This is a genomic window from Desulfatibacillum aliphaticivorans DSM 15576 (assembly GCF_000429905.1).
Lineage (GTDB): Bacteria > Desulfobacterota > Desulfobacteria > Desulfobacterales > Desulfatibacillaceae > Desulfatibacillum > Desulfatibacillum aliphaticivorans.
On record NZ_AUCT01000039.1, the window covers coordinates 1 to 21,591 of the forward strand.

The 21,591-nt window shown below is 54.5% G+C and carries 20 protein-coding genes; 11 read left to right on the forward strand and 9 right to left on the reverse strand.

The features are described 5' to 3' along the window. The coding region (tnpA, locus tag G491_RS35070; protein ID WP_084511682.1) for an IS66 family insertion sequence element accessory protein TnpA at positions 1-242 on the reverse strand (242 nt) is incomplete at its 3' end. A gap of 209 nt (positions 243-451) precedes the next feature. Here tnpA and G491_RS36440 point away from each other — a divergent pair. Continuing rightward, positions 452-814: a response regulator gene (locus G491_RS36440; RefSeq protein WP_282706005.1), complete on the forward strand. Its 363-nt coding sequence runs from the start codon at positions 452-454 to the stop codon at positions 812-814. Positions 815-1,148: 334 nt separating this feature from the next. On the opposite strand, the gene G491_RS0124400 is transcribed toward G491_RS36440, so the two are convergent. Both G491_RS0124400 and G491_RS0124405 read right to left on the reverse strand, forming a co-directional pair. Further along, positions 1,149-2,342, reverse strand: coding sequence for a thiolase family protein (locus tag G491_RS0124400; RefSeq protein WP_028316414.1), 1,194 nt, complete (start codon positions 2,340-2,342; stop codon positions 1,149-1,151). A 36-nt stretch (positions 2,343-2,378) separates the two neighbouring features. Then, entirely contained in the window at positions 2,379-4,787 is a 2,409-nt protein-coding gene (locus G491_RS0124405) for a 3-hydroxyacyl-CoA dehydrogenase/enoyl-CoA hydratase family protein (protein WP_028316415.1), read from the reverse strand. Between the two features lie 447 nt (positions 4,788-5,234). Here G491_RS0124405 and G491_RS0124410 point away from each other — a divergent pair, with 447 nt between their 5' ends. Continuing rightward, complete coding sequence (locus tag G491_RS0124410; RefSeq protein ID WP_028316416.1) at positions 5,235-6,026, forward strand: hypothetical protein; 792 nt, start codon at positions 5,235-5,237, stop codon at positions 6,024-6,026. 112 nt (positions 6,027-6,138) lie between these two features. After that, complete coding sequence (locus tag G491_RS0124415) at positions 6,139-6,498, forward strand: cupin domain-containing protein (protein WP_084511678.1); 360 nt, start codon at positions 6,139-6,141, stop codon at positions 6,496-6,498. A 7-nt stretch (positions 6,499-6,505) separates the two neighbouring features. Here G491_RS0124415 and G491_RS34575 read toward each other — a convergent pair whose 3' ends face one another. Both G491_RS34575 and G491_RS0124425 read right to left on the reverse strand, forming a co-directional pair. Continuing rightward, positions 6,506-9,766, reverse strand: coding sequence for an ATP-binding protein (locus tag G491_RS34575; RefSeq protein WP_051327504.1), 3,261 nt, complete (start codon positions 9,764-9,766; stop codon positions 6,506-6,508). Positions 9,767-9,769: 3 nt separating this feature from the next. Then, positions 9,770-9,979 (reverse strand): hypothetical protein, encoded by a 210-nt coding sequence (locus G491_RS0124425; RefSeq protein WP_028316418.1) that lies wholly within the window; start codon positions 9,977-9,979, stop codon positions 9,770-9,772. Positions 9,980-10,284: 305 nt separating this feature from the next. Between G491_RS0124425 and G491_RS0124430 the strand changes: the two genes are divergently transcribed. The 3 genes from G491_RS0124430 (at position 10,285) to G491_RS0124440 (ending at position 13,791) form a co-directional block, all read left to right on the forward strand. Then, the gene (locus G491_RS0124430) at positions 10,285-11,130 is read left to right on the forward strand and encodes an amidohydrolase family protein (RefSeq protein ID WP_028316419.1); all 846 of its coding nucleotides are present in this window, start codon (positions 10,285-10,287) and stop codon (positions 11,128-11,130) included. After that, entirely contained in the window at positions 11,127-11,852 is a 726-nt protein-coding gene (locus G491_RS0124435) for a TFIIB-type zinc ribbon-containing protein (protein ID WP_028316420.1), read from the forward strand. Before G491_RS0124430 ends, G491_RS0124435 begins: the two co-directional genes overlap by 4 nt. Positions 11,853-12,480: 628 nt before the next feature. Next, positions 12,481-13,791 carry an ammonium transporter gene (locus G491_RS0124440; RefSeq protein ID WP_015948397.1) on the forward strand — a complete coding sequence of 437 codons (1,311 nt, stop codon included), beginning with the start codon at positions 12,481-12,483 and terminating at the stop codon, positions 13,789-13,791. A gap of 103 nt (positions 13,792-13,894) precedes the next feature. On the opposite strand, the gene hisH is transcribed toward G491_RS0124440, so the two are convergent. The 3 genes from hisH to G491_RS0124455 are packed head-to-tail and all read right to left on the reverse strand — an operon-like array spanning position 13,895 to position 15,858. Further along, positions 13,895-14,524, reverse strand: coding sequence for an imidazole glycerol phosphate synthase subunit HisH (hisH, locus tag G491_RS0124445; protein WP_015948396.1), 630 nt, complete (start codon positions 14,522-14,524; stop codon positions 13,895-13,897). After that, positions 14,521-15,321, reverse strand: a complete 801-nt coding sequence (gene mazG / locus G491_RS32330; protein WP_084511680.1) for a nucleoside triphosphate pyrophosphohydrolase — start codon at positions 15,319-15,321, stop codon at positions 14,521-14,523. Before mazG ends, hisH begins: the two co-directional genes overlap by 4 nt. 3 nt (positions 15,322-15,324) lie before the next feature. Further along, positions 15,325-15,858, reverse strand: a complete 534-nt coding sequence (locus G491_RS0124455; RefSeq protein ID WP_028316421.1) for a CvpA family protein — start codon at positions 15,856-15,858, stop codon at positions 15,325-15,327. Between the two features lie 181 nt (positions 15,859-16,039). Between G491_RS0124455 and G491_RS0124460 the strand changes: the two genes are divergently transcribed. Beyond that, positions 16,040-16,600: an L-2-amino-thiazoline-4-carboxylic acid hydrolase gene (locus G491_RS0124460; RefSeq protein WP_028316422.1), complete on the forward strand. Its 561-nt coding sequence runs from the start codon at positions 16,040-16,042 to the stop codon at positions 16,598-16,600. Here G491_RS0124460 and G491_RS0124465 read toward each other — a convergent pair. Then, positions 16,597-17,715 (reverse strand): substrate-binding domain-containing protein, encoded by a 1,119-nt coding sequence (locus tag G491_RS0124465; RefSeq protein WP_028316423.1) that lies wholly within the window; start codon positions 17,713-17,715, stop codon positions 16,597-16,599. The genes G491_RS0124460 and G491_RS0124465 overlap by 4 nt on opposite strands. Positions 17,716-17,868: 153 nt before the next feature. On the opposite strand from G491_RS0124465, the gene modA reads away from it, so the two are divergent. The 4 genes from modA to G491_RS0124485 all read left to right on the forward strand — a co-directional run bounded on the left by modA (position 17,869) and on the right by G491_RS0124485 (position 21,429). Continuing rightward, on the forward strand, positions 17,869-18,666 hold the full coding sequence (modA, locus tag G491_RS0124470) for a molybdate ABC transporter substrate-binding protein (RefSeq protein WP_157468546.1): 798 nt from the start codon (positions 17,869-17,871) through the stop codon (positions 18,664-18,666). Beyond that, positions 18,663-19,364, forward strand: coding sequence for a molybdate ABC transporter permease subunit (gene modB / locus G491_RS0124475; protein ID WP_157468548.1), 702 nt, complete (start codon positions 18,663-18,665; stop codon positions 19,362-19,364). Before modA ends, modB begins: the two co-directional genes overlap by 4 nt. 4 nt (positions 19,365-19,368) lie before the next feature. Continuing rightward, entirely contained in the window at positions 19,369-20,115 is a 747-nt protein-coding gene (gene modC / locus G491_RS0124480; protein WP_028316426.1) for a molybdenum ABC transporter ATP-binding protein, read from the forward strand. 279 nt (positions 20,116-20,394) lie between these two features. Continuing rightward, entirely contained in the window at positions 20,395-21,429 is a 1,035-nt protein-coding gene (locus G491_RS0124485) for a TRAP transporter substrate-binding protein (RefSeq protein WP_028316427.1), read from the forward strand. Positions 21,430-21,591 lie beyond the last annotated feature (162 nt).

Here is a 21,591-nt window from a genome sequence, read left to right on the forward strand (position 1 = left end):
GGAAGGGGCAAAAACGAGACTTTGCCATGATCCTGCATCAGCCGCTTCTTCCAGTAATAAAACTGATGGAGCTTGAGACCGTGTTTTTGGCAATAGGCTTTTTGCGTAAGGCCGCTCTGGCGGCATCGGGCGAGGTGATGCTCCCAGAACCGACGTTTGGCTTTGGGATCGGACAGGTCTTGGCTTGGTGCGAAAAAACGATCTTCTCGGCTCTTCGTCGGATAAATTGCTTCTTGTGACATGGAATCTCCTTTCAAAAGATGGAAATTCTTATGCCACATCCCAACCACCCCGTGAAGATGCGGTTGTTTAGACGGTTACCATCTTTGTAAATAGTGAAATAGGTAAAGGGACAACATTTGAATTATATTTCCCGCTTGTTAAACAATTTGCTCATACCGAAATCAAGAGGGAGGATAAATCCTATTATTCAGGCAACGAACGCATATTAATCGTTGACGACGAGCCTTCTATCGCGAACCTCGCGGAACGTATTCTTGAAAGGCTGGGGTATCAAACGATTTTGAAGTTGAACGGTATCGAGGCGATAGAAGCCTTTAAATCCAATCCTGATTCATTTGACTTGGTTATATCAGACGTCGCAATGCCCAAAATGACAGGGGATGAATTGGCAAGGGAATTGATTTCCATCCGTCCTGACATTCCCATTATTTTGTGTACTGGCTTCAGCGAAAGGATTGATGCAGATAAGGCAGCTGCATTAGGAGTAAAAGGTTTATTGATGAAACCCATTATCAGTTTAGAGATGGCTGAGATGGTACGAAACGTATTGGATGACACTAAAAATTCCTGATGGATTTCAAGCCGTAAACAAGTGAGTTTTTTGTCCGATAGCGCTCTCCCGCCGCCTCGGATTTTCGTGAATATCTTTTTAAAAACTGTTTTCAAATTTAGTTCACGGTGCTGCAAAATAAAAAAGGCCGCCGGAAGGGGGGGATCCGGCGGCCTTTTGGGTAGATGGCGGGCGAAGCAACGCCCGGGAGGCGGATAGTGGAACTACCGGCTCCCAAAGCAGCATCAAACACCCAAAACGCTACGGCGATGCCGCTTAAAAATGTAACAGGGCCGGAAAACCGGCCCTGTTTATACTGCTTATGCAATTTGGCTGCTGGCAGCCAAAGGCGGAATTAGTCGCACAGCTCGAACAGAGCTGCCGCGCCCATGCCGCCGCCGATGCACATGGACTCCACGCCGTATTTCACGCCGTGTTTGTTCATGTTGTACAGCAGGGTGGCGGCCAGCTTGGCGCCGGTGCATCCCAGGGGATGGCCCAGTGCGATGGCGCCGCCGTTGATGTTGATCTTTTCCATGTACTGGGGCTTGTTCAGGCCGATTTCACGGATGGAATACAGGGCCTGGGAAGCGAAAGCCTCGTTGATTTCCCAGAGTCCGATGTCGTCGATGGTCAGGCCCACTTTGTCCAGCAGCTTGGGAATGGCGTAGCGGGGGCCCACGCCCATTTCGTCGGGACGGCAGCCCACGGTGGTGTAGCACACCAGCTTGGCCAGGGGCTTCACGCCCAGTTCCTTGACCTTGTTTTCGGACATGATCACGCAAGCGGCTGCGCCGTCCGTGGTCTGGGAGGAGTTGCCCGCGGTGACGGAGCCGGCGGCTGCGAACACGGGGCGGAGTTTGGCAAGACCTTCCAGGGTCGTGCTTTCGCGGACGCCGTCGTCAAAATCCTGGAGAAAGGTTTCCTGCTTGGAAAGTCCGTCTTCGCCGATTACGTACTTGACGGCGGGAGTGGGGATGATTTCGCCGTATAGGCCTTCCTTCTGAGCCTTAACGGCTTTCATCTGGGAATTAAAAGCGAACTCATCCTGGGCTTCGCGGGAAATGCCGTAGCGGTTGGCCACGTTTTCCGCAGTGGTGCCCATGGAGCAGTACAGGTCGGCGCCGCCGGCCTGGGTGTGGTTCGGGTACGGACGGGGCATGTTGCCGCCCATGGGCACGAAGGTCATGGATTCCACGCCGCCGGCCATGGTGATGTCGGACCATCCCACCATAACGCGGGAGCTGGCCAGTGCAATGGCTTCCAGTCCGGAGGAGCAGAAGCGGTTGACCGTAGCGCCGGAGACCTCAATGGGGAAGCCGGCGATCTGGTTGGCCACGCGGCCTATATTCAATCCCTGCTCGGCTTCGGGGAAGGAGCAGCCCATCATAACGTCGTCTACGTCGCCTTTTTCCATGCCAGGAACCTTATCCACGGCGGCGTTCAGAATGTGGGACAGCAGGGCCTCGGGGCGGGTGTCCTTGAAGGCGCCCTTGTTCCTGCGGCATCCCGGGGTTCTCACTGCGCTGACTATGTATGCATCTCTCATATATCTATCCCTCCTGATGTTGGGAAAAATTGTTCTTTAATTGCGAAGAGGTTTGCCAGTGGCCAGCATGTGTTCGACGCGGGCGATGGTCTTTTCTTCCTTGAACAGGGACACGAAAGCATCGCGCTCCAGCTTCAGGATGTAGTCTTCGTCAACCGTGCTGTTGTCGCGGACGTCGCCGCCGCCGATGATGTAAGCGACTTTCTTGGCGATGAGAGCGTCATGCTCGCTGATGTATCCGGCGGCCAGCATGTCGAAAAGCTGCTGGTCCGCAAGACCCTGAGCGGACTTGCCGAGCACGGGGATGGGTTTCTTTTGGGGCGGTGCATAACCGGCGTCCACCATGCGCAGAACCTCTTTCTTGGCTTCGCCGATGAGGTAGTCGCGGTTCATGACGATCCGGTCCTTGGGTCCCAGGAAGCCCATGGTGCGGGCCTGAGCAGCGGAGTTGGAGAACTTGGCCATGGCGATGTTTTGGAAGACGTGCATGAAGTATGGGAGCAAGTCGTTCACCTTGACGCATGGAGGCGTGGAAAGGGCGAACTTCTTCCAGGTGTTCATGCATCCGCCGCCGCCGGGGATGAGGCCGACGCCCACTTCCACCAGACCCATGAACAACTCGGAATGAGCTACGATTTTGTCGGCTGCCAGGCAGGTTTCGCAACCGCCGCCCAAGGTCATGCCAAAGGGCGCCGCCACAACGGGGAAGGAAGAGTACAGAGCATTCATCATGCCGCCCTGAGCGCGAGCCAGGAAAGCGTCGATGTCAGCGTATTTGCCGGCTTTGGCAAGACCCAGCATGTAAGCCAGGTCGCCGCCCGCGGAGAAAGCTCCGGGGAAGCCGGGGGACTGGTTGCCTATGACCACGCCGATGCCGTTGTCATCCACGTAAGCCAGGGCTTCGCCCATGCCGTCAACCAGTTCGGCGTTGATGGCGTTCATCTTGGTGTGGAATTCCACGCAGAACACGCCGTCTTCCAGGTCCACCAGGGACACGGAGTTGTTGCCCATGACCTTTTTGCCGGCGCCCTTCAGGCCCTTCAGGGAAATGATCGTGGGGCTCAGCTCGATGGCTTTGTATTCGCCGGTTGCGAAATCAAAGTAGTAGTCGATGCCGTTTTCAAACTTGTAGAAGGACTCTACGCCGGCGGCCAGCATTTTCTTCACGTTCTCAGGAACGGTCATGCCTTCGGCTTCCATCTTGGCAACGGACTCTTTGACTCCCAGGGCGTCCCATGTTTCGAAGGGGCCGAAAGTAAAGTTGTAGCCCCACTTCATGGAGTTGTCGATTTCCACGATGGTGTCGGAAATTTCAGGAATACGGTTGGCGGCGTAGATCAGACCATTGGAAAGGACCTTCCATACAAACTTTCCGCCCTTGTCGTCGGCGTAAGCCACGGCCTTGATTTTTTCGGCCAGGCCCTTGGCGCTCTTGGCGGCGTCCAGGCAGGGGAAGGTCGGTCTTTCAAACTCTTCGTATTCCATGGTCTGGGGGTTCAGAACCTTGGGGATCAGTTTCCACTCAGGAGTCATGTCCTTTTTGTAGAAGCCGCCCTTGGTCTTGTTGCCCAGCATTTTCTTTTCGATCATCTGGCTGACGAACTCGGGCACCTTGAAGGTTTCGCGAGCTTCGTCGTCCACCACCAGTTCATAGGTGTTGCTGGCGACGTGTCCCAGGGTGTCCAGGCCCACCAGGTCGGCGGTCTTGAACATGGCGGTCTTGGGACGGCCCAGAACGGGGCCGAACAGAGCGTCCACTTCAGGAATGCTCATGCCGTCTTCCACCATGAGCTGCATCGCCTGCACCATGCCCTGCACGCCAATGCGGTTGCCGATGAAGTTGGGGGTGTCCTTGGCCCACACAATGCCCTTGCCCAGGATGCGTTCGCCAAAGTCCTTCATGAAGTCCAGGACTTCCGGTTTGGTCTCAGCGCCGGGGATGAGCTCGAGGAGCTTCATGTAACGGACGGGGTTGAAAAAGTGGGTGCCCATGAAATTTTGGCGGAACTCGGAGCTCAGCTCCTTGCTCATGGCTTCAAGCGGAATGCCGGAGGTGTTGGTGCTGACGATAGCATCGGCCTTACGGACCTTTTCCACCTTGGCAAGAACTTCTTGCTTGATCTTGAGGTTTTCAACGACCACTTCCACAATCCAGTCGCACTCGGCCAATTTGTCCCAGTCGTCTTCAAAGTTGCCAACTTGCACCAACGCCTTTTCATCCTTGGCGTTCATGAACAGGGACGGTTTGGATTTGACAATGCCGTCAAATCCCGCTTGCACGATGCGGTTCCTGGCCTTGGGATCGTTCTTTTCCTCATCCGTGAGGTCAAAGGGCACGATATCCAGAAGCAGAGTCTTGATTCCGGCGCTGGCCAGCAGGGCGGCAATGCCTCCACCCATGACTCCAGAGCCCAGAACGGCTGCCTTACGAATCCGTCTCACCATAAAATCCTCCTTTAGTATAACCTTTTTATTGTCGCGGCTTAAAAGCCGGAGTCCGAATTTGCGGTTACCTACCTTAACCATTCGTTTATATTCATTTTTCCTTGTCATGCCGGAGAAAAATGAGGACAAATTCAGCTTTTACAAGGATGATGGACCCATGTCAAGTGAAAAGCTTGGAATAAGCCCTTCCGGGTCTAAAAAATTGCATTATTAACATTTAAAATGAATCATTTACGAAAATATTCCGGTCGGTTTTTACAGCCGTGAAACTGCCTCTGAGCGGCCTTGCAACAGCGTATCAAAATATGAAGCCTTCCTCAGTTACGCAAGCGTTGCACATTTTAAATGCTTCTGATATGCCTGAAATAATATTGAAAAGGCATACTAAAACAACTACAAAGGAATAGCTCCCATAGGATTGGCGTGAAACAGGAATTAGTTAAAATAATGCAACTTGCGGGCGACTTTTTCAGCGCCGGGATCGCGGTTAAGGATCGTGACCTGGAATTTTTGGAGGCCGTGGCCGGCTGCGTAAACAGGGGGGAACTGGCCGCCCTTTTGGCTGATCCGGATTGGGAGGAAGCGGAAACTGCCCGGCAACTGTTGCTTTTTCCCGACCTGGAGTCAAGGGCTCGCCTGGAGTCGGTGCTGCAAGGAAAATGCCTTTCCCAAGAGGCGCAGAATGAAATCGTCGCTTTTTTAAAAGGCAGAGTCCAAAAAACAGAGCTTATTTTACCCGGCGCTTCAAAAAATATTGTAATCGGGGTCGGTGCGGCTGATTTGACGGCTTATGTCAAAAGACTGCATTTGACCGTAGAAGCCCCGGAGCCTCTTGCACGGGCGTTGGCTTTTTGCAGCAACAAGGAATGCGTAAATAGATCCCTGGCCCTGCTTCGTTCCTCGGGAATCGCCTGGACCGGGGACCTGCTTGCTTTGGCCCGAAAGTTTTTTGAAAAGAATGCGGAGAAAGAGGATTTTCAGGCCCTACTGCAAAAGATTCTCGTTTTGTTCAAGGAAATTCCAGCGGACAGGGACCCGGAGGAGTATCTTGCCGAAAAAAGGACCTGGTGCCTGTTCCACTTGGACAAGGCCCGGACCCAGGAAAGGGAACTGGCGGGCCAGAACATGGAAACCCGCCTGCTTACAGGCGTGCGCACCGCCTATGCGGACGCCCATCGCCTCCATGAGCAGATCGCCCTCATCGACCGCATCCTGTATTCCATGCCCCCGCTGCCCTGACTTTAGGCGATGCGCCGCGTTTCGTCTTGATTAATCGCAAGCCCGGTGTTGTAATGAGGCCGTTTACGAAGCCCATCTTTTTTTACCTGTGTTTTTATAAGGAGAACGAGCCATGATGAAAGATCTGCCTTTGTGGGATGGAACCCCATACCCCGACTTTGTCCGCACGCTGCCTGAAATCGACATCCCCGTGGAAGGCGTACGCGGCTGGCTGCTCCAGGGCGCCAATCAGCAAGTGGTGTTTTTCGACCTGCCCGAGGGCCTGGCCATTCCCGAGCACTCCCATGGAGAGCAATGGGGCATGGTCATCGCCGGGAAAATCGACCTGACCATAGGCGGCGAGACCAAAACCTACGGCCCCGGGGATTATTATCACATCCCGGCCGGAACGCCTCATGCAGCCTTATTCCTGGAGCGCTCCGCAGCCATGGATTATTTTGCGGACGTGGACCGCTACGTTCCCAAGAAATAAAAAAAGGCTATTTGTATTTGACAGGAGATTCAAAGGGCAGGGTGATGATGAAGGATGCGCCCTGCCCGGGATTGGACTCCACCCACATGGCGCCTTTATGGTTTTCGGTGATGATGAAAAAGGAAACCGACAGCCCCAGGCCCGTGCCCTGGCCCACGGCTTTGGTGGTGTAAAAAGGCTCGAAAATTCGCCTGCGGACGTCTTCCTGCATGCCCGGACCGTTGTCGCTCACCTCCACCCGAACGTTTTTGGCGTCATAGGCGCCCACTCTTAGGGTGATGGTGGGCAGGGACTGCCGGCCTTTTTGCTCGGCCATGGCCTGGGCGGCGTTGCGCAGCAGATTCAGGATGACCTGCTGTATCTTGCCTTCTTCGCAAGGGACGGGGGGGAGGTTCGCCTCGTAATCCCGAACAATCCGGATTTGTCTGAAGTCATACTTTTTCTTGATATTGTAGTCGCTGGAAGCAATGTCCACGGTTTTGTCGATGAGAGCGCACATATCCACGGCCTTCATGACCGGCTGCTGATTCATGCGGCTGAAACTGAGCATGTTGTCCACGATGCGCGCCGCCCGGCTGCCTGAATCCACCACCGATTGAAACATGCCGGTCAATCCCCGCAATTCCACATAGTGCGAGATGGCCTCCATGGTGGTTCCGCATTGTTGGGCCGCTCTGACATTGGCGGGAATGCGCTGGGTCAGCCGGTTGATGATCACCTGGACGTTCTGGATGATGCCGGCCAGAGGATTGTTGATTTCGTGCGCCATGCCTGCGGCCAATCCCCCCAGAGAAACCATCTTTTCGGTTTGCACCATCATTTCCTGGGCTTTTTTCCGCTGCGTGATGTCATGGTGGATGACCATGCTGCCGATGACCTTGCCTTCGTGGTTGAAAAATGGGGCGCTTTTCAGCAGAACGTCCAGGATGTCCCCCGATTTGGTGAGGCGCTGGGTTTCCAGGTCCAGGAATTTTCCGCTGGAAAGTTCGCCGAGGGCCTGGCGGGTTCTTTCCGTTTCATGGGGAGGGACGAAGTCGATCCGTTTGCCCATGAGTTCATCCTCCGACCATCCGTAGGTCTGGACAAAGGCTGCGTTCACATATTGCACCAAACCTTCTTCGTCATAAGCGACGACGGCGTCGGGGGTTGTGCCCAAAAGGGTGCGGTAGCGCTCCTCGCTTTTTTTCAGGGCCTGTTCCGTCTCCTTGCGTTTTTGTATTTGCTCCTGCAGCAGTTGGATTTTCGCCTCCAGGTCTTTGGCGTGCTCCTGGATCAGGGATTCCTTTTCTTTGTAATAGTCAATTTTTTCCTTCAGGTCTTCCGGAGTAAGGCGCAGGTCCGCCAGAATTTTTCCGTAAATCGCGGAAAGCTCGATAGATTCATTTTGAGAATAGAGATTGGCCTGGCGAAAAACTTTGCCCGCCGTGGCTGCTCCAATGGAGCCGGCGAGCAGGGTTTCAGCCCGGGAGCATAAATCCGCCCATTCCAGCACATTGATTTTTTCCTGGCTTTGCAGCCCCGCCTGTTCAATGCAGAGATCCAGCATGTTGCGGCTGATGTTGGTGTAAAAATAGCGTTTGAACAATTTGAGGATTTCCTGGGATTTTTCCTCCAACGCAATGGTTGGCTCGGAGCGGCTCAGCGCTTTTTGCAATGGGGTCGGCGAGAGGGCGTTTACGTAGGATTGGGCCACCCTGGCTTCTTCGTCCGTGGGTTCGTGGAGGAGGGAAAAAATAATGTAAAAGCTGCAATTCAAAAGCATGGTCCAGAAGACGGAATGGGTCAGGGGGCTCAGGCTGGATAGGCCCAAAAGAGCCTCGGGTTTAAGCAGGGAGATTCCAAAGGGCCCTTCCATTAAGAACGACACGGGCAGCCAGCCGCTGCGGACGAATGAGGGGAGAAGCAGGGTGTAAGCCCAGGCCGCAAAGCCGATGTTCAGGCCCCACAAAGCCCCTCTGCGATTGCCCCGCTCCCACAGGATTCCTCCCAGGATGGGAGGGGCGAACTGGAGGGCGGCGCCAAAGGAGATCATGCCCATGTTGATGAGCGTGTAGCTGTGCCCAATGTATGCTTCAAAAGAATAACCCAGTAAAATGACCAGCGCCACGGAAGCCCATCTCGCCTTGAGGATTTGTTTGCGCATGAACCCGAGCCAGCCGAAAAACTCGATGACCGGCAAAAGCAGGTGATTGGTGATCATGGTCGCCATGGTCATGGCGGAAATCATGATCATGCTCATGGCGGCGGAAAAGCCGCCGATGAAGACGATCATGACCAGCAGGGGGCTTCCGTATTGGAGGGGAAGACCCAGGACAAAGGTGTCGGCGTTGACCTCGGGCAGGCCTTTGATCAGCCCGGCGGCGGCGATAGGCAGCACGAAAATATTAATAAGAAATACGTATAACGGGAAGCCCCACATGGCCGTGCGAATGTGGCTTTCGTCAGAATTTTCCACTACTGCGACATGGAATTGGCGCGGCAGGAACAAAATGGCGGACATGGCCAGGAGTAGGTAGGTGCACCATGTGAGAAAAGTCGATGCATCGGCCTGCATGCCGGAAACGGCCATCCCGAGATGGGCGTTGGGCATTTGGGCGGCCAAATCGCCCACTCCGTCAAACAGAAAAAAGACCACAAAGATTCCCGCGGCCAGAAAGGAGACCAGCTTGACCACCGATTGAATGGCTACGGCCATCACCATGCCCTGGTGCTGCTCCGTCGGGTCCAGGCGCCGCATCCCGAACATGATGGTGAAGATTATCAGCAAGATGGCCATTATCGGGCCGGCGTTGGCTTCAATCCACGAAGGCGTCAGCCCCTCATGGGCGGAAATCAGTTCAAAGGTGTTGACCACGGACTTGAACTGAAGCGCAATATAAGGCGCTATGCCCACCAGGGCGATAACGGTCGTGAGGGCCGCCAGCCTCTGGGAAGCCCCGTACCGGGCGGCGGTAAAGTCGGCTATGCTGCTGATTCTGTGCTGTTGTTTGATCCTGACCAGTTTGCGCAGAACGGTTCCCCAAAAAATCGCTCCAAGGGTCGGGCCAAGATAAATGGTCAAAAAAAGCATGCCGGAAAAGGCCGCGCTTTCCACGCTGCCGTAATAGGTCCATGTGGTGCAATAGACGGCCAGGGAAAGGGTGTAAACAAGCGGGGTGTTGGAGGGATTGGAGCCCCTGGAGGCCATGCGCTCCACTTTTGTGGCGACCAATAGCAAGGCGCCTACGTAGAGGATAATCACAACAAGGATTGTTGCGGGTTGGAACATGCACTATCCCCCGGGGTTGTCATCGTCTTGCACGGCTGTTTTGCTCAGGAAAAACAGAAGGACGATAATCACCGCCCAAGCGATAAAAAGATGCACATACCGTTCTTCCACAACCTGGTACAAGGTGCGCGCCATAAACGGCCAGCATATTGCCAAAAAAGCCAGGATAAAGAGTAAAACTCCGGCCCCTTTGTGTTTTAAGATCCGACGCATGACGTTTTCGATTCCTAAGTTCCTTAATTAGAAAGGTTTTGTTAAATTGCATAACATGCAACTTGCATGCCTTCTAAAGGAGCCTTGAAAAAATTTGTTCAGGGAGTTAAAGGGGTTTATGAAATATGGTTAGGCGTTGGTTGGATAGATCCTCGTCTATCGTCAACCCCGCCCGGCATTATGCTCAATATTCTTTGCCAAAGTCAACCGCAATAGCTATATTTTTACTTGGTTAGTCTCCGGCCGATGCACTTGCAAAGGCGAGGCTGAAACGGCGAATCAACGAAAAGCCTAAAGGATATGTCATGATTATCGACTTTCATACGCATTTGTTTCCGCGCCAGATCAGGGAGAACCGGGAGCGTTTTTTTTCCGGTGAACCGGCTTTTGAACTGCTTTACAAGCCGGAAAAATCCAAGTTGTGCGGCGGAACGGACATCATCGCCGCCATGGATGAAGACGGGGTGGACAAGTCCGTGGTCTTCGGCTTCCCCTGGCAGGACGAAGATCTGAGCCGCCGCCATAACGATTACATCCTCGCTACGGCGGAAAGAAGCAACGGCCGCCTGATCGGCTTCGCCTGCTTTGACGTCATGGCTGAAAATGCATTATCCGAAGCCAGACGCTGCCTGGAGGCGGGCGCCGGAGGCATCGGCGAGCTGGCCTTGTATCGTTCGGGCATTGACGGCGAGGCCCTGGACCGCCTTGGGCCTATCATGGAGGCGGCCAAGGAGTTTGACGCTCCTGTTTTGATTCACACCAACGAGCCGGTGGGCCATATGTACCCGGGCAAGACGCCCGTCACCCCCGACCAGATTTGGAATTTGGTCGCCAGGTTCCCTGAAAACAAGGTGGTCCTCGCCCACTGGGGCGGAGGCATCTTCTTTTTTCATATGTTGAAAAAACAGGCTAAGGAACTGTTGGAAAACGTTTACTACGATACTGCAGCATCCCCTTATCTGTACGACAAAAGGATCTACAGAGAAGCCTGCGACATCATCGGGCCGGAAAAAGTGCTTTACGGCAGCGATTTTCCCCTTTTAAGGCCCATGCGTTACTTTAAGGAAATTGCAGGTGCAGGCCTCAGCGAAGAGGAAGCCAATAAGATCTTAGGGGAAAGCGCAGCAAGGGTTCTGGGAATAGAATCATGAACTGCCCCGCATGCGGGATCCCTTTGGAAGAGGAGCGAACCAGCAGCTATCGCATTTTTCAGTGCCCAAAATGCAAGGGCGGCTGGTTCGATCCCGGGGAGCTGGTTTCCTACGTCAAGGTAACGGACGCAGGAAAGGCGCCCCTATACCTTGATTTCTCCAGCCGCCTCAACACCTCCACCTATCCCCGGGAGCGCCCGGGGCCGGAGCAGCGCCCCTGCCCCCGATGCGAAGCCTCCTTGGAGGAGGCCAACTACGCCTACAATTCCAACATCATGGTGGATAAATGCCCCGCCTGCGAAGGAGTCTGGCTGGACGGCGGCGAGTTCCCCATGGTCGCCCAATTTCTTCGCGGCTCCGAAATATTCAGGGAGCGGGCGTCTTCCCTGGCCGAAAACCTGGCCGCTCCCGAACCCTCGCCCGGCCTTTTGCCCCTATGGCTGTCCGGCGCCGCGGCCGTTTTTTACACGCTTTTCGCCATGCACATCCACGGCGGCCTCCCCGGTTTGGCGTACGGGGTATACCGTATGCCGTTCTGTCTGGCCCTGATTTGGGTTCCCGCCCTGACGGGAAGCAGTCGAGCCGCCGGTTTATTATTCGTTTCCGCCGCAACTTACCGGATAAAAGAAATTCCCGCGTTTTTCGCCCAAATAATGGGGTGGATTTTAATGGCCTATTTTGGATGGGAGTTGTGGTGGCTGTGGAAGCACGGCCTTTCTTAGGCAGCCTATTTTTACTTTCAAACAAAAGAATGCGTGGGGGCAGGTTTTAAAACGATATAATGCCGCTCCTATTAATAACAAATTTGTGATAATTAATTATTTGAAAGTAATTTTCGTCAATTAGACGTCTGTCTAATACGGAGTTGCATGGCTGTTTCTTTTCTTCCCTTCTTTCCAGCGGCGTAATCCCCTCCCCCTGACAGGGCCGGAAGGCGCTCTTTTCGCCGGCCCGTCCTGTATCCGGCCTTTGATTGAAGTTTGTATTTTTAGTATATAAACAGTAATTTGCATATAAAGAGCGCGCTGGAAAAGCCGGATTCATGATCGCTCTGGGCCGGTTTTCGGCCCTGGCGCCGGGCGGAGCGGGTCGGCGGGGATCTGGATATAATATACGCCTAATTTGTATCGTTAGTATATATTTATAACGTTTATGTACTAATTAATCTATTATTATTACATTAATGTCTATTTTTTGACGGCGGGATAATTATCAATATGAGGACTATATGCCAATATTACAATATGTTGTGTTTATTCATCCATTTTGGCCCAATCCTTGCCATAACATACTCCGTTTGGCCTAACCCAGCCTATTGAAAGACCGAGTTTACAAATGAGGAGGAATAGAATGAAAAAAAGGATAGCCCTATTGTTGCTTTTTATCGCCCTGGCGCTGCCCCAGGCCGCTTTCGCCCAGGAGGGGGGGGCGTGCGATTCCGGCACAACCGCCTGGATGCTCACGTCAACCGCCCTGGTTTTGCTCATGGTTCCCGGCCTGGCCATGTTTTACGGCGGCCTGGTTCGCAAAAAAAACGTTCTGGGCACCATGATGCACAGCTTTGTGTCCATTGCCGTCATCGGCGTGTTGTGGGTGGTGTGCGGCTACTCTCTGGCTTTCGGTAAAAACATTTTGGGGGGATTTGTCGGCTGGAACAGCGATTATTTCTTTTTAAAGGGAATCGATGAAACCATCACCAACGGCGTGCCGGAATACGTCCTGGCCATGTTCCAGGGCAAGTTCGCCATCATCACGCCGGCCCTGATTTCCGGCGCCGTGGCCGAACGCGTGTATTTCAGGGGCTACATCCTGTTTATCGTACTCTGGTTTCTGGGAATCTACTGCCCCCTGGCACATTGGATCTGGGCTTCTGACGGCTGGCTGTTCAATTCCGGCGCTGCGGGGGTCATCGATCTGGCCGGCGGGCTTGTCATTCACGTTTCCGCAGGCGTTTCCGCCCTTGTGGCCGCTTTGTTCCTTGGCAGAAGGCATGGATACCCGGAGCGCCCCATACAGCCCAACAACATGGTCATGACCATGATGGGCGCGGGCCTTTTGTGGGTGGGCTGGTTTGGTTTCAACGCCGGCTCCACCGTCTCCAGCGGCCTGGACACCGCCAGGGCGCTTACCATGACTCAGGTGTCCGCCTCCGCAGGCGCTTGCACCTGGATGCTCATTGAAGCCGTAAAATTCAATAAAGCAACCTCCCTGGGCTTCGTCTCCGGCATCCTGGCGGGCCTGGTGGTCATTACTCCCGCCGCCGGCGTGGTGGAACCCTGGGGCGCCATCGTGCTGGGCGCCTTGTCCTCCATCGCCTGCTTCATAGCTTTGCAGGCAAAAGATAAGTACGGATACGACGACAGCCTGGACTGCTTCGGCATCCACGGCGTGGGCAGCGGCCTGGGTGTTTTGCTTCTGGCCTTTTTCATTCGGGAATCCTGGATGGCCGACGCAGCAGCAGCTTCTCCCGGATGGTCTGCAATCAGCCAGTTCGGCGTCCAGGCCCTGGGCATGGGCGCCACCATCGCCCTGGCCGCCGCCGGTACGATTGTGATTTGCCTGGTGGTGGAAAAAACCGTGGGCTTCCGTCTGGACGAAGAAATGGAGCTGACCGGTCTGGATCATTCCCTCCATGCCGAGCACGGATACAACCTGGCCTAACAAGATGATTTGAGGGGTCGCAAAGTCCTCAAGTTGCAAAAGAACAACAAAAAAGGGGCCGGCGAAAATTCGCCGGCCCCTTTTTTACGTTTTGGTTTTCGCCCTATGGCTTCCAGGCGATGAAATTCTTTAAAAGAGCCAATCCCGGCTTGCCGCTTTTTTCCGGGTGAAACTGGGTGGCGATCAGGTTGTCCCGCCCCATCACGGAGGAAAAAGTCAGCCCGTACGCGGTTTCAGCCAGCACGTTCCCGGCTTCCTTGGCCATGGGATAGTAGCTGTGGACAAAGTAAAACTGATGCTCGGGCCTGAGGTCGGCCAGCACCGGGTGGTCTTTTAAAACAGTCACGTTATTCCACCCCATGTGGGGGACCTTCAGCTTTTCCCCTTCCGGCGACTTCATGTCGTCGGGAAAGCAAAGCACTTCCCCTTTCACCAGACCAAGGCATGGGGTTCCTTGGTTTTCTTCGCTGAACGAAGTGATGATCTGGGTGCCCAGGCAGATGCCCAGGATGGGCTTTCCGGCTTTCATAGCCTCATGCAAGGCCTTGTCCAGCCCGTACTTTTTCAGGCTTTCCATGGCTGAGCCTGCTGCGCCCACGCCGGGAAAGATAACCCGTTCCGCTTTGGAGATGAGATCCAGGTCGCGGGTGACTGCGCAATCTTCTCCCAAAAAGCGGACGGCCCTTTCCACGCTGGTGAGGTTGCCTGCATCGTAGTCAATTATGGCAATCACGGTTTTTCCTCTTCGTATTTTTTTATAGTCCGGTTGATTTCTTCCGGGTTGACGTCTTCCAAGTCCTTGCCGGCTTGCTTTAATTCCTCTTCGGCGTGCGAAAAGCATCGGGAAAACTCATTCGCGGCCCGGGTCAGGCAATTCTCCGGGTGCACTCCGGCCTGTCTGGAGAGTCCTGACAACTCGAACAGAAAGGGGCCGAGCTTTTCCGATATGGTTTCCTTATCGCCGGAGTCAAAGGCCTGTCTTAAACCGGCCCATTTTTGATCCAACGCTTTCACGCCCGCTCCCAAAGGCGGACGATCCACGCCCACGCGGGATGCCCGTTCAATGATCCGGTACGCCCTCATAAGGGCCGGCATGCTTTTGGGCACAGCGTCCAAAAGCCGTTTTTCCGGTTTTGGCTTTTGCTGGTTTTTCTTGAATTGATGCCAGCGCGCCCTGACTTCCTCCGCCGTCTTGGCTTTGTCGTCGCCGAACACGTGGGGATGGCGGGCGATCATTTTTTCCGTGTTGGCCGTGGCCACATCCATGGCCGTAAACTCGCCCCTTTCCTCGAACATGCAGGAAAGGAAAAATACGTGAAAAAGCACGTCGCCCAATTCTTCCAATACGGCGGAAGGCTCGTCCGACTCCAGGGCGTCCAGAAGTTCGTACATTTCCTCCACCAGATACACACGCATGGATTCAGGCGTTTGCTTCCTGTCCCACGGGCAGCCGTTTTCACCCCGCAGGGTTGCTATAAGCTCTCGCAGCCCCTGAAAAGGGGATTCGTTTGAGGGTAATGGTTGATTCACTGTTTACTCGTCCTGAGCCTCCCATTTTTTCTTCATTTCCGCGGTCTTTTCCGAAAAACCCTGCATGACCTTTTCAGGGACCAGCGCAATGATGAATTTGGAGGACTTGGTTACAACAGGCGCCAGCCTGGATCTGCCGACGCTTCCTGATTCATTGCTGGGCAAAAACATGGTTAATGCAAAGACCACCGCTGCCGAAACCAAAATGCCTTTTATAAGCCCTAAAATGCCGCCGAAGACTTTGTCCACATTGCCCAAGTGAGCTATTTTCAACACATATTTCAAAATGGAGCCGATCGCCGCCACTCCTATAAGGACGCTGAAAAAAAGCACAAAAAATGCTAAAAGATTCACGGTTTCCGGCGTTTTAATATATTGTGAAAACATAGGCGTCAGGACGTGGTAATGGCCAATGGCCACGTAAAATCCCGTTACGACGCCCACGATGGAAGCGGCCTCTTTAATCAAGCCCCGCACCACGCCTCGGAAAAGTCCGATAGCGACGACAACACAAATAAATATGTCCAATGCATTCATAAATCTCTCCAGGCGGCGTGGAAAAAAATCTGCAAATTGGGCTATCAGATGGCCCTGATCAAGTCAAGGACGATAAAGCCCAAGTGCTCCAAAGCGCGGACTCTTTGCATAAAATACTATGAATTCACACCAGTTCCGGGTATAGCTTCTTATAAAGCACTTATAAAAACAGGAGCAGGGAATGAATGATTTGGAGAGGGAGGAGCTTCACGGCTTTTCGTGGTGGTATTTAAAAGATGTTCTGCCCCGGAAGAAAATTGCGGGAACACGGTACCACACCCCGGGCTTCGGCCTTGCCGCCCAGTTGTTTGCGGCGTTTGCCAAAGAAGCCATGGAGCGTCTGGGGCCCGAGCAGGGCGAGGCCGTCGTCAAGCAGGCGGTTCAGCATTTCGGCAGGGAGCGGGGGCGAAGCATCGCCAAGGCGGTTGCGGGAATGGGCAAGCCCCTGTCGTTCAAAAACTGGCTGATTTATTCGGATATATCCTCCGACAACTTCGGGTTCTTGCCGAATATAGACAACGGGGACCTGGTGCTTCAGGTGCGGAACTGCACGTTCATCCAGGCCGCCCGGCAATGGGGGCTCGGCGATTACGGCGCCTTGTATTGCAAATACGCTGACCACGCCATTCTGGAGGGCTATAACCCGGATATTGTCTTGAAGCTGGAAACCCGGCATGAAACCGGCCGGGACTGCTGCCTGTTCCGGTACATCATGAAACAGGCCAACAAGCAGGGCGCTTAAAACTGGGCGATGACCGCGCCTGTCTGTCCCGGATGATAGCCTCTCAGCAGGTCGATTTCCTCCCGGAAATGCCGGGTCTGCATAACGTCCAGCATCACCCGGATGGTGGGATGTTCAATCAGGTCCGAAGGTATCACAAGGTCGCACCGAACCTCGGCAATGGGCACGAAATCCAGGCCGAATGCGTGGGCGATGGGCCTGAGCCCCAAAGCCGCGTCCGCTGCGCCGCAGGCCACCATTTGGGCGCCCTGATTGTGGGACTTGACCGTTTTTTCGTATCCCGGGATTGCGGGCCCGGGAACGCCCGCCTTGGCCAGTTGGTCATCCAGCAACACCCTGAGCGCGGCTCCCGGCTCCCGGTTGACGATGCGGACCATGCCGGACGCCAGATCAGCGGCCGAGCGCAGCCCCAAGGGATTGCCCGGGGCCACCATCAATCCTTCCTCCATCATGGAAAAACCCATGACAAGGCCTCCCGTTAGGGCGATTTTCTCCCGGGCCGCCGATACGTTGGCGCTGCTCCCCGGCTCGTCGTGCAAGTGGGTCCCGGCTATATGGGTTTCCCCCCTGGCCAAAGCATTCAAGGAGGCGTGGCTGGAGGCGAATCGGCACAACACCCGGGCTTTGGGATCCTTCCGGGAAACGTGAGCGGCCAGCAGCGTAAAAGCCGGATCGCACCCCATGAGAAACACCGAATTTTCCGCAGCCGATCCCGTCCCCAGGATTTTGAGGCCCTTGCCTTGAGAACCGATCACCCCGTCCGCGGCTTTCAGTTCATGGGAAAAGGCGTACTCCCCCTCCAGGGGATAGCCCACCAATTTGTCCCGCACCCGGGCCAGGGAAATTCGCCCTCCGGCCTCTTCGCCGCCTTCGGGCAGCACAAGCTCGCGGCCGTCCTCCTCGCATTCCTCCACAAAAAGCTCCTCCACGGTTGCGCCCAAATGCCTGGCCAGTTTAAGGGCGACCCCCGTGTTGGGGAGATACTTGCCGGACTCGATATCGTATATGGCCTGCCTTTTCACCCCCACAAGATCGGCGAGTTGAGCCTGTGAGACGCCGGCCTCTTGCCTATATTGTTTGACTTTGCAGCTAATAGAGTCGTTTTGTTTGCTCATGCGCCGCCCTTCCTGTTAAAAAATATACATGTCGTCTAAAAAAGACTATTGACGTCTGTACATGACTAATGTACCGTACAAACGTCTTTTATGCAAGACCCATGGGCGGGAAAAATTCGCGTCTGTTTAACCAGCCAGGAAAGGAAGAAGTGTATGTCAAAATCCACAAAATGGTATAATATTAAAGATTGCTTGACAATTTTGTGTTTCATGTTTTTGTTTGTTGCAGGACTCGCGCCCCTGAGCGCCGCCGCGGAAAAACAAGACCTCACCGTCTACGCCGCCGCATCCACAACCAATGCCATGACAGATATCGCTAAAATGTTCGAAAAAAAACACCCAGTCAAAATCAAGCTCTCCTTCGCCTCCTCCTCCACATTGGCGAAGCAGATAGAGAATGGCGCCCCGGCTGACGTGTATCTTTCGGCGAATCCCAAATGGATGAATTATTTGGACGAAAGAGGCGTAACGCAAAAGGGGACCAGGGTGGATCTGCTGGGCAACAGGATCGTGCTCATCGCTCCTGAATCCAGCGCCACTGATAATGTGGCCGTGGACTCCGGTCTGGATCTTCCCGCGCTGCTCGGCGACGGGCGCCTCTCCATGGGCGATCCGGACCATGTGCCTGCAGGCATGTACGGTAAAAAAGCCATGGAAAATCTGGGCTTGTGGGAAGGCGTGCAAAATAAAATAGCCCGCTCCAAGGACGTGCGTGCGGCCCTGGTGCTTGTGGAACGGGGCGAGGCGCCTTTAGGCCAGGTGTACGCCACGGACGCGGCCATCAGCAAGAAGGTGAAAGTCGTGGGGGTATTCCCCGAATCCAGCCATCCGCCCATTGTTTATCCGGCGGCGCTGGTGCAGGATTCCGCGCCTGCACGGGAATTTCTGAAATATCTCAGGTCGCCGGAGGCCGCCAAGATTTTTGCGGAATACGGATTCGCCGTTCGATGAATGAATTGTGGAGCATATCGCCGGCGGAATGGACCGCCATCAAACTGAGCCTGAAAGTTTCGGGGTGGGCTGTCTTCGGCAGCCTGCCCCCCGGGATTTTTTTGGCCTGGGTCCTTTCCAGGAAGCAGTTTCCCGGCAAGCAGGTCTTGGACGGGATTATCCACCTGCCCCTGGTGCTTCCACCGGTGGTCACAGGATACATTTTGCTGCTCGCCCTGGGCCGTCAGGGATTTATTGGCAAGTTCCTGTATGAGGCTTTCGGATTTACCGTGGCGTTCACCTGGAAGGGGGCTGTCGTGGCCTCCGCGGTTATGGCTTTTCCGCTGCTTGTGCGCGCCGTGAGGCTTTCGGTGGATTCCGTGGATCAGGGCCTGGAAAAGGCGGCCCGCACTCTGGGGGCCGGTCCGCTCCGGGTGTTTTTCACCGTGTCTTTGCCTCTTATGATTCCCGGAATCATCACGGGCGCCATTCTGGCTTTCGCCAGAAGCCTGGGCGAGTTCGGCGCAACCATCACCTTTGTGTCCAATATCCAGGGGGAAACCCAAACCCTTCCCCTGGCTTTGTACTCATTAACCCAGATCCCGGACGGAGAAATGGGCGCCTTAAGGCTATGCATTGCGGCCGTTATTCTGGCCATGGCGGCGCTCCTGGTTTCCGAATGGATGTCCGGACGATTCGCCGAGTATATAAAAGGATAGCACCATGCTGAAAGTGAAGGTTCGGAAAAAACAGGGCGAGTTTTCCATCAATGCAGGCTTTACCATTGAAGATTCCGGGGTTACGGCGCTGTTTGGATATTCCGGCGCGGGAAAAACCTCCATTGTCAATATGGTGGCCGGGCTTTCCGCTCCCGACTCCGGGGTGATCGAAATGAACGGCCTCAAGCTGTTTGATTCGGAGCAAGGAATAAACCTGCCCCCGGAGCAGCGCAGGGTGGGCTATGTGTTTCAGGACGCACGCCTGTTTCCCCATTTGACGGTCAAGGGAAATCTGATGTTCGGCATGAAGCTGGCGTCCAAGGACAGCTTGTACGTGGATTTTGACGAAGTGGTGGACATGCTGGGCATAGGCCCTTTGCTAAGCCGCCGCCCGGCCCGGCTTTCCGGCGGGGAAAAGCAGCGAGTGGCTATCGGCAGGGCGTTGTTGTGCAGCCCTTCTTTGCTGCTGATGGACGAACCGTTGGCGTCCCTGGACGAAAACAGAAAATCCGAGGTGCTTCCTTTTATAAGCAGGCTTAGCCAGGGCTTTTCCACCCCCATCCTGTATGTAAGCCACATTTTTAGTGAAATTGAAAAGCTGGCGGACAACCTGGTTTTGCTGGAAAACGGAGGCGTTGCTGCTTCCGGCCCTTTCGGGGCGTTGAAAAACAGCAGGCCCCTGGCGGAAATGAGGGGCGGCCGGGAGTGCCGGGGGCCATTGCAATCCCTTAATATCAAGTTGGCTTCCTGACGCCGGTTTCTGAGTAATTCCAAAGCCTTGGCAGCCCGCCGCCGACGGCGGCCTCCTCAATTCCACGGAAAAATGCTTGACCCTTTATTGTTGCTGATTTAGTATTCTTCCATAAGCGCCTTGAAAATTTCCTTTATACAAATCGCTCATAGCTCATTTCGACGCGGATGCGCCTGTTTTTCGGCGTGCATGTTCTGCTTTGTTCAACATTTAAATTTTTCGATCAACGCCGCACCAAACATTTTATCCAAGGATGGAAACTTGCTAGGGAGGTGTTCCATGGCGTCTCAATTTTTCACCCGCATATTTGTTTTTTCTGCCGTTGCAATAGCTTTGTTCGTCACAACGCCCTGCGCGTCGGCGGGCAAGGAAGCGTCTCACATCCAGTGGAAGCTGGCTTGTCTGGCGCCCAAAGACGTGGGCTATGCAGTGCGCGTACGCGAAATTCTGATCCCTGAAGTGGAAAAAGCCACGGGAGGCGCCCTGTCGGTCAAGGTGTACTGGGGCGGGGTCATGGGCAATGATGAAGAAACCCTCAAAAAGATGAGGATCGGCCAGTTGCATGGCTCCGGGCTCTCCGGGGAAGGCACCTTTAAACTGGCGGACGACATCAGCGTTTTGGGGCTTCCCTTCTTGTTTGAGTCCTATGATGAAGTGGACTACCTGCGCGAGCAAATGACGGACGAGTTCGACGCAATTGTGGAGGCGCAGGGCCTTAAGCTGCTGACCTGGCTGGATCAGGACTTCGACCAGATTTACACGGCCAGCCGCCCCATATTCGTTTTGGAGGATTTTTCCAAATCCTCTTTCATCACCTGGTTCGGCCCCCTGGAAGGCAAGCTCCTGGAGACCATGGGCGCCACGGCCACCCCCATGAGCGTCATGGAAATCCCATCCTCCCTTAGATCCAACATCGCCGATGGCGTTATTGCGCCGGCCATCTGGGTGCTGGGAACCCAGTTGTATGCGACCATGCACAATGTTAACGCCATGCACATACGCTACGTGCCGGCCTTTCCGGTGGTCACCCAAAAGGCCTGGGACATGCTATCGGATGAGCAAAAGGAAACCATTCAAAGGGAGCGCGGGGGATGGACAAATACCTTTAACGCGCTGTCCCGCCAGGATACGAAAAAGTGCCTGGAAGCCATGATCAAGTACGGCATGGTGCTGACCGAAACTCCGCCCGGAGAACTGAGGCGCATCCAGGATCGCGCCAGAGGGATTTGGGAGCCTTTGGCCGGGGAGCTTTATTCCAGGGAAATTTACGATCAGGTCCAGGCGCATCTTAAAGAGTATCGCGCCGGGAACTGATCAAGGCTTAGTCCTGACGGTCTTTCATCGCTGTTTTTAAATGGATGCGCCCTCCAGGAACGCATTGAAAAATGCGCTTGCCAAGCAGGAAGTAAAGAGGGAGAATAAATTCAGGGCGCCCAATGGGGCCGCAAAGCGCCTCCTTTTATTCCCTCCTTCGCC

What these genes read in the sequence shown, in the direction of transcription:
- G491_RS0124400 (WP_028316414.1), bottom strand. Translation starts at nt 2,342, where the DNA reads ATGAGAGATGCATACATAGTCAGCGCAGTGAGAACCCCGGGATGCCGC.
- G491_RS0124405 (WP_028316415.1), bottom strand. Translation starts at nt 4,787, where the DNA reads ATGGTGAGACGGATTCGTAAGGCAGCCGTTCTGGGCTCTGGAGTCATG.
- G491_RS0124410 (WP_028316416.1), top strand. Translation starts at nt 5,235, where the DNA reads ATGCAACTTGCGGGCGACTTTTTCAGCGCCGGGATCGCGGTTAAGGAT.
- G491_RS0124415 (WP_084511678.1), top strand. Translation starts at nt 6,139, where the DNA reads ATGATGAAAGATCTGCCTTTGTGGGATGGAACCCCATACCCCGACTTT.
- G491_RS34575 (WP_051327504.1), bottom strand. Translation starts at nt 9,766, where the DNA reads ATGTTCCAACCCGCAACAATCCTTGTTGTGATTATCCTCTACGTAGGC.
- G491_RS0124425 (WP_028316418.1), bottom strand. Translation starts at nt 9,979, where the DNA reads ATGCGTCGGATCTTAAAACACAAAGGGGCCGGAGTTTTACTCTTTATC.
- G491_RS0124430 (WP_028316419.1), top strand. Translation starts at nt 10,285, where the DNA reads ATGATTATCGACTTTCATACGCATTTGTTTCCGCGCCAGATCAGGGAG.
- G491_RS0124435 (WP_028316420.1), top strand. Translation starts at nt 11,127, where the DNA reads ATGAACTGCCCCGCATGCGGGATCCCTTTGGAAGAGGAGCGAACCAGC.
- G491_RS0124440 (WP_015948397.1), top strand. Translation starts at nt 12,481, where the DNA reads ATGAAAAAAAGGATAGCCCTATTGTTGCTTTTTATCGCCCTGGCGCTG.
- G491_RS0124455 (WP_028316421.1), bottom strand. Translation starts at nt 15,858, where the DNA reads ATGAATGCATTGGACATATTTATTTGTGTTGTCGTCGCTATCGGACTT.
- G491_RS0124460 (WP_028316422.1), top strand. Translation starts at nt 16,040, where the DNA reads ATGAATGATTTGGAGAGGGAGGAGCTTCACGGCTTTTCGTGGTGGTAT.
- G491_RS0124465 (WP_028316423.1), bottom strand. Translation starts at nt 17,715, where the DNA reads ATGAGCAAACAAAACGACTCTATTAGCTGCAAAGTCAAACAATATAGG.
- modA (WP_157468546.1), top strand. Translation starts at nt 17,869, where the DNA reads ATGTCAAAATCCACAAAATGGTATAATATTAAAGATTGCTTGACAATT.
- modB (WP_157468548.1), top strand. Translation starts at nt 18,663, where the DNA reads ATGAATGAATTGTGGAGCATATCGCCGGCGGAATGGACCGCCATCAAA.
- modC (WP_028316426.1), top strand. Translation starts at nt 19,369, where the DNA reads ATGCTGAAAGTGAAGGTTCGGAAAAAACAGGGCGAGTTTTCCATCAAT.
- G491_RS0124485 (WP_028316427.1), top strand. Translation starts at nt 20,395, where the DNA reads ATGGCGTCTCAATTTTTCACCCGCATATTTGTTTTTTCTGCCGTTGCA.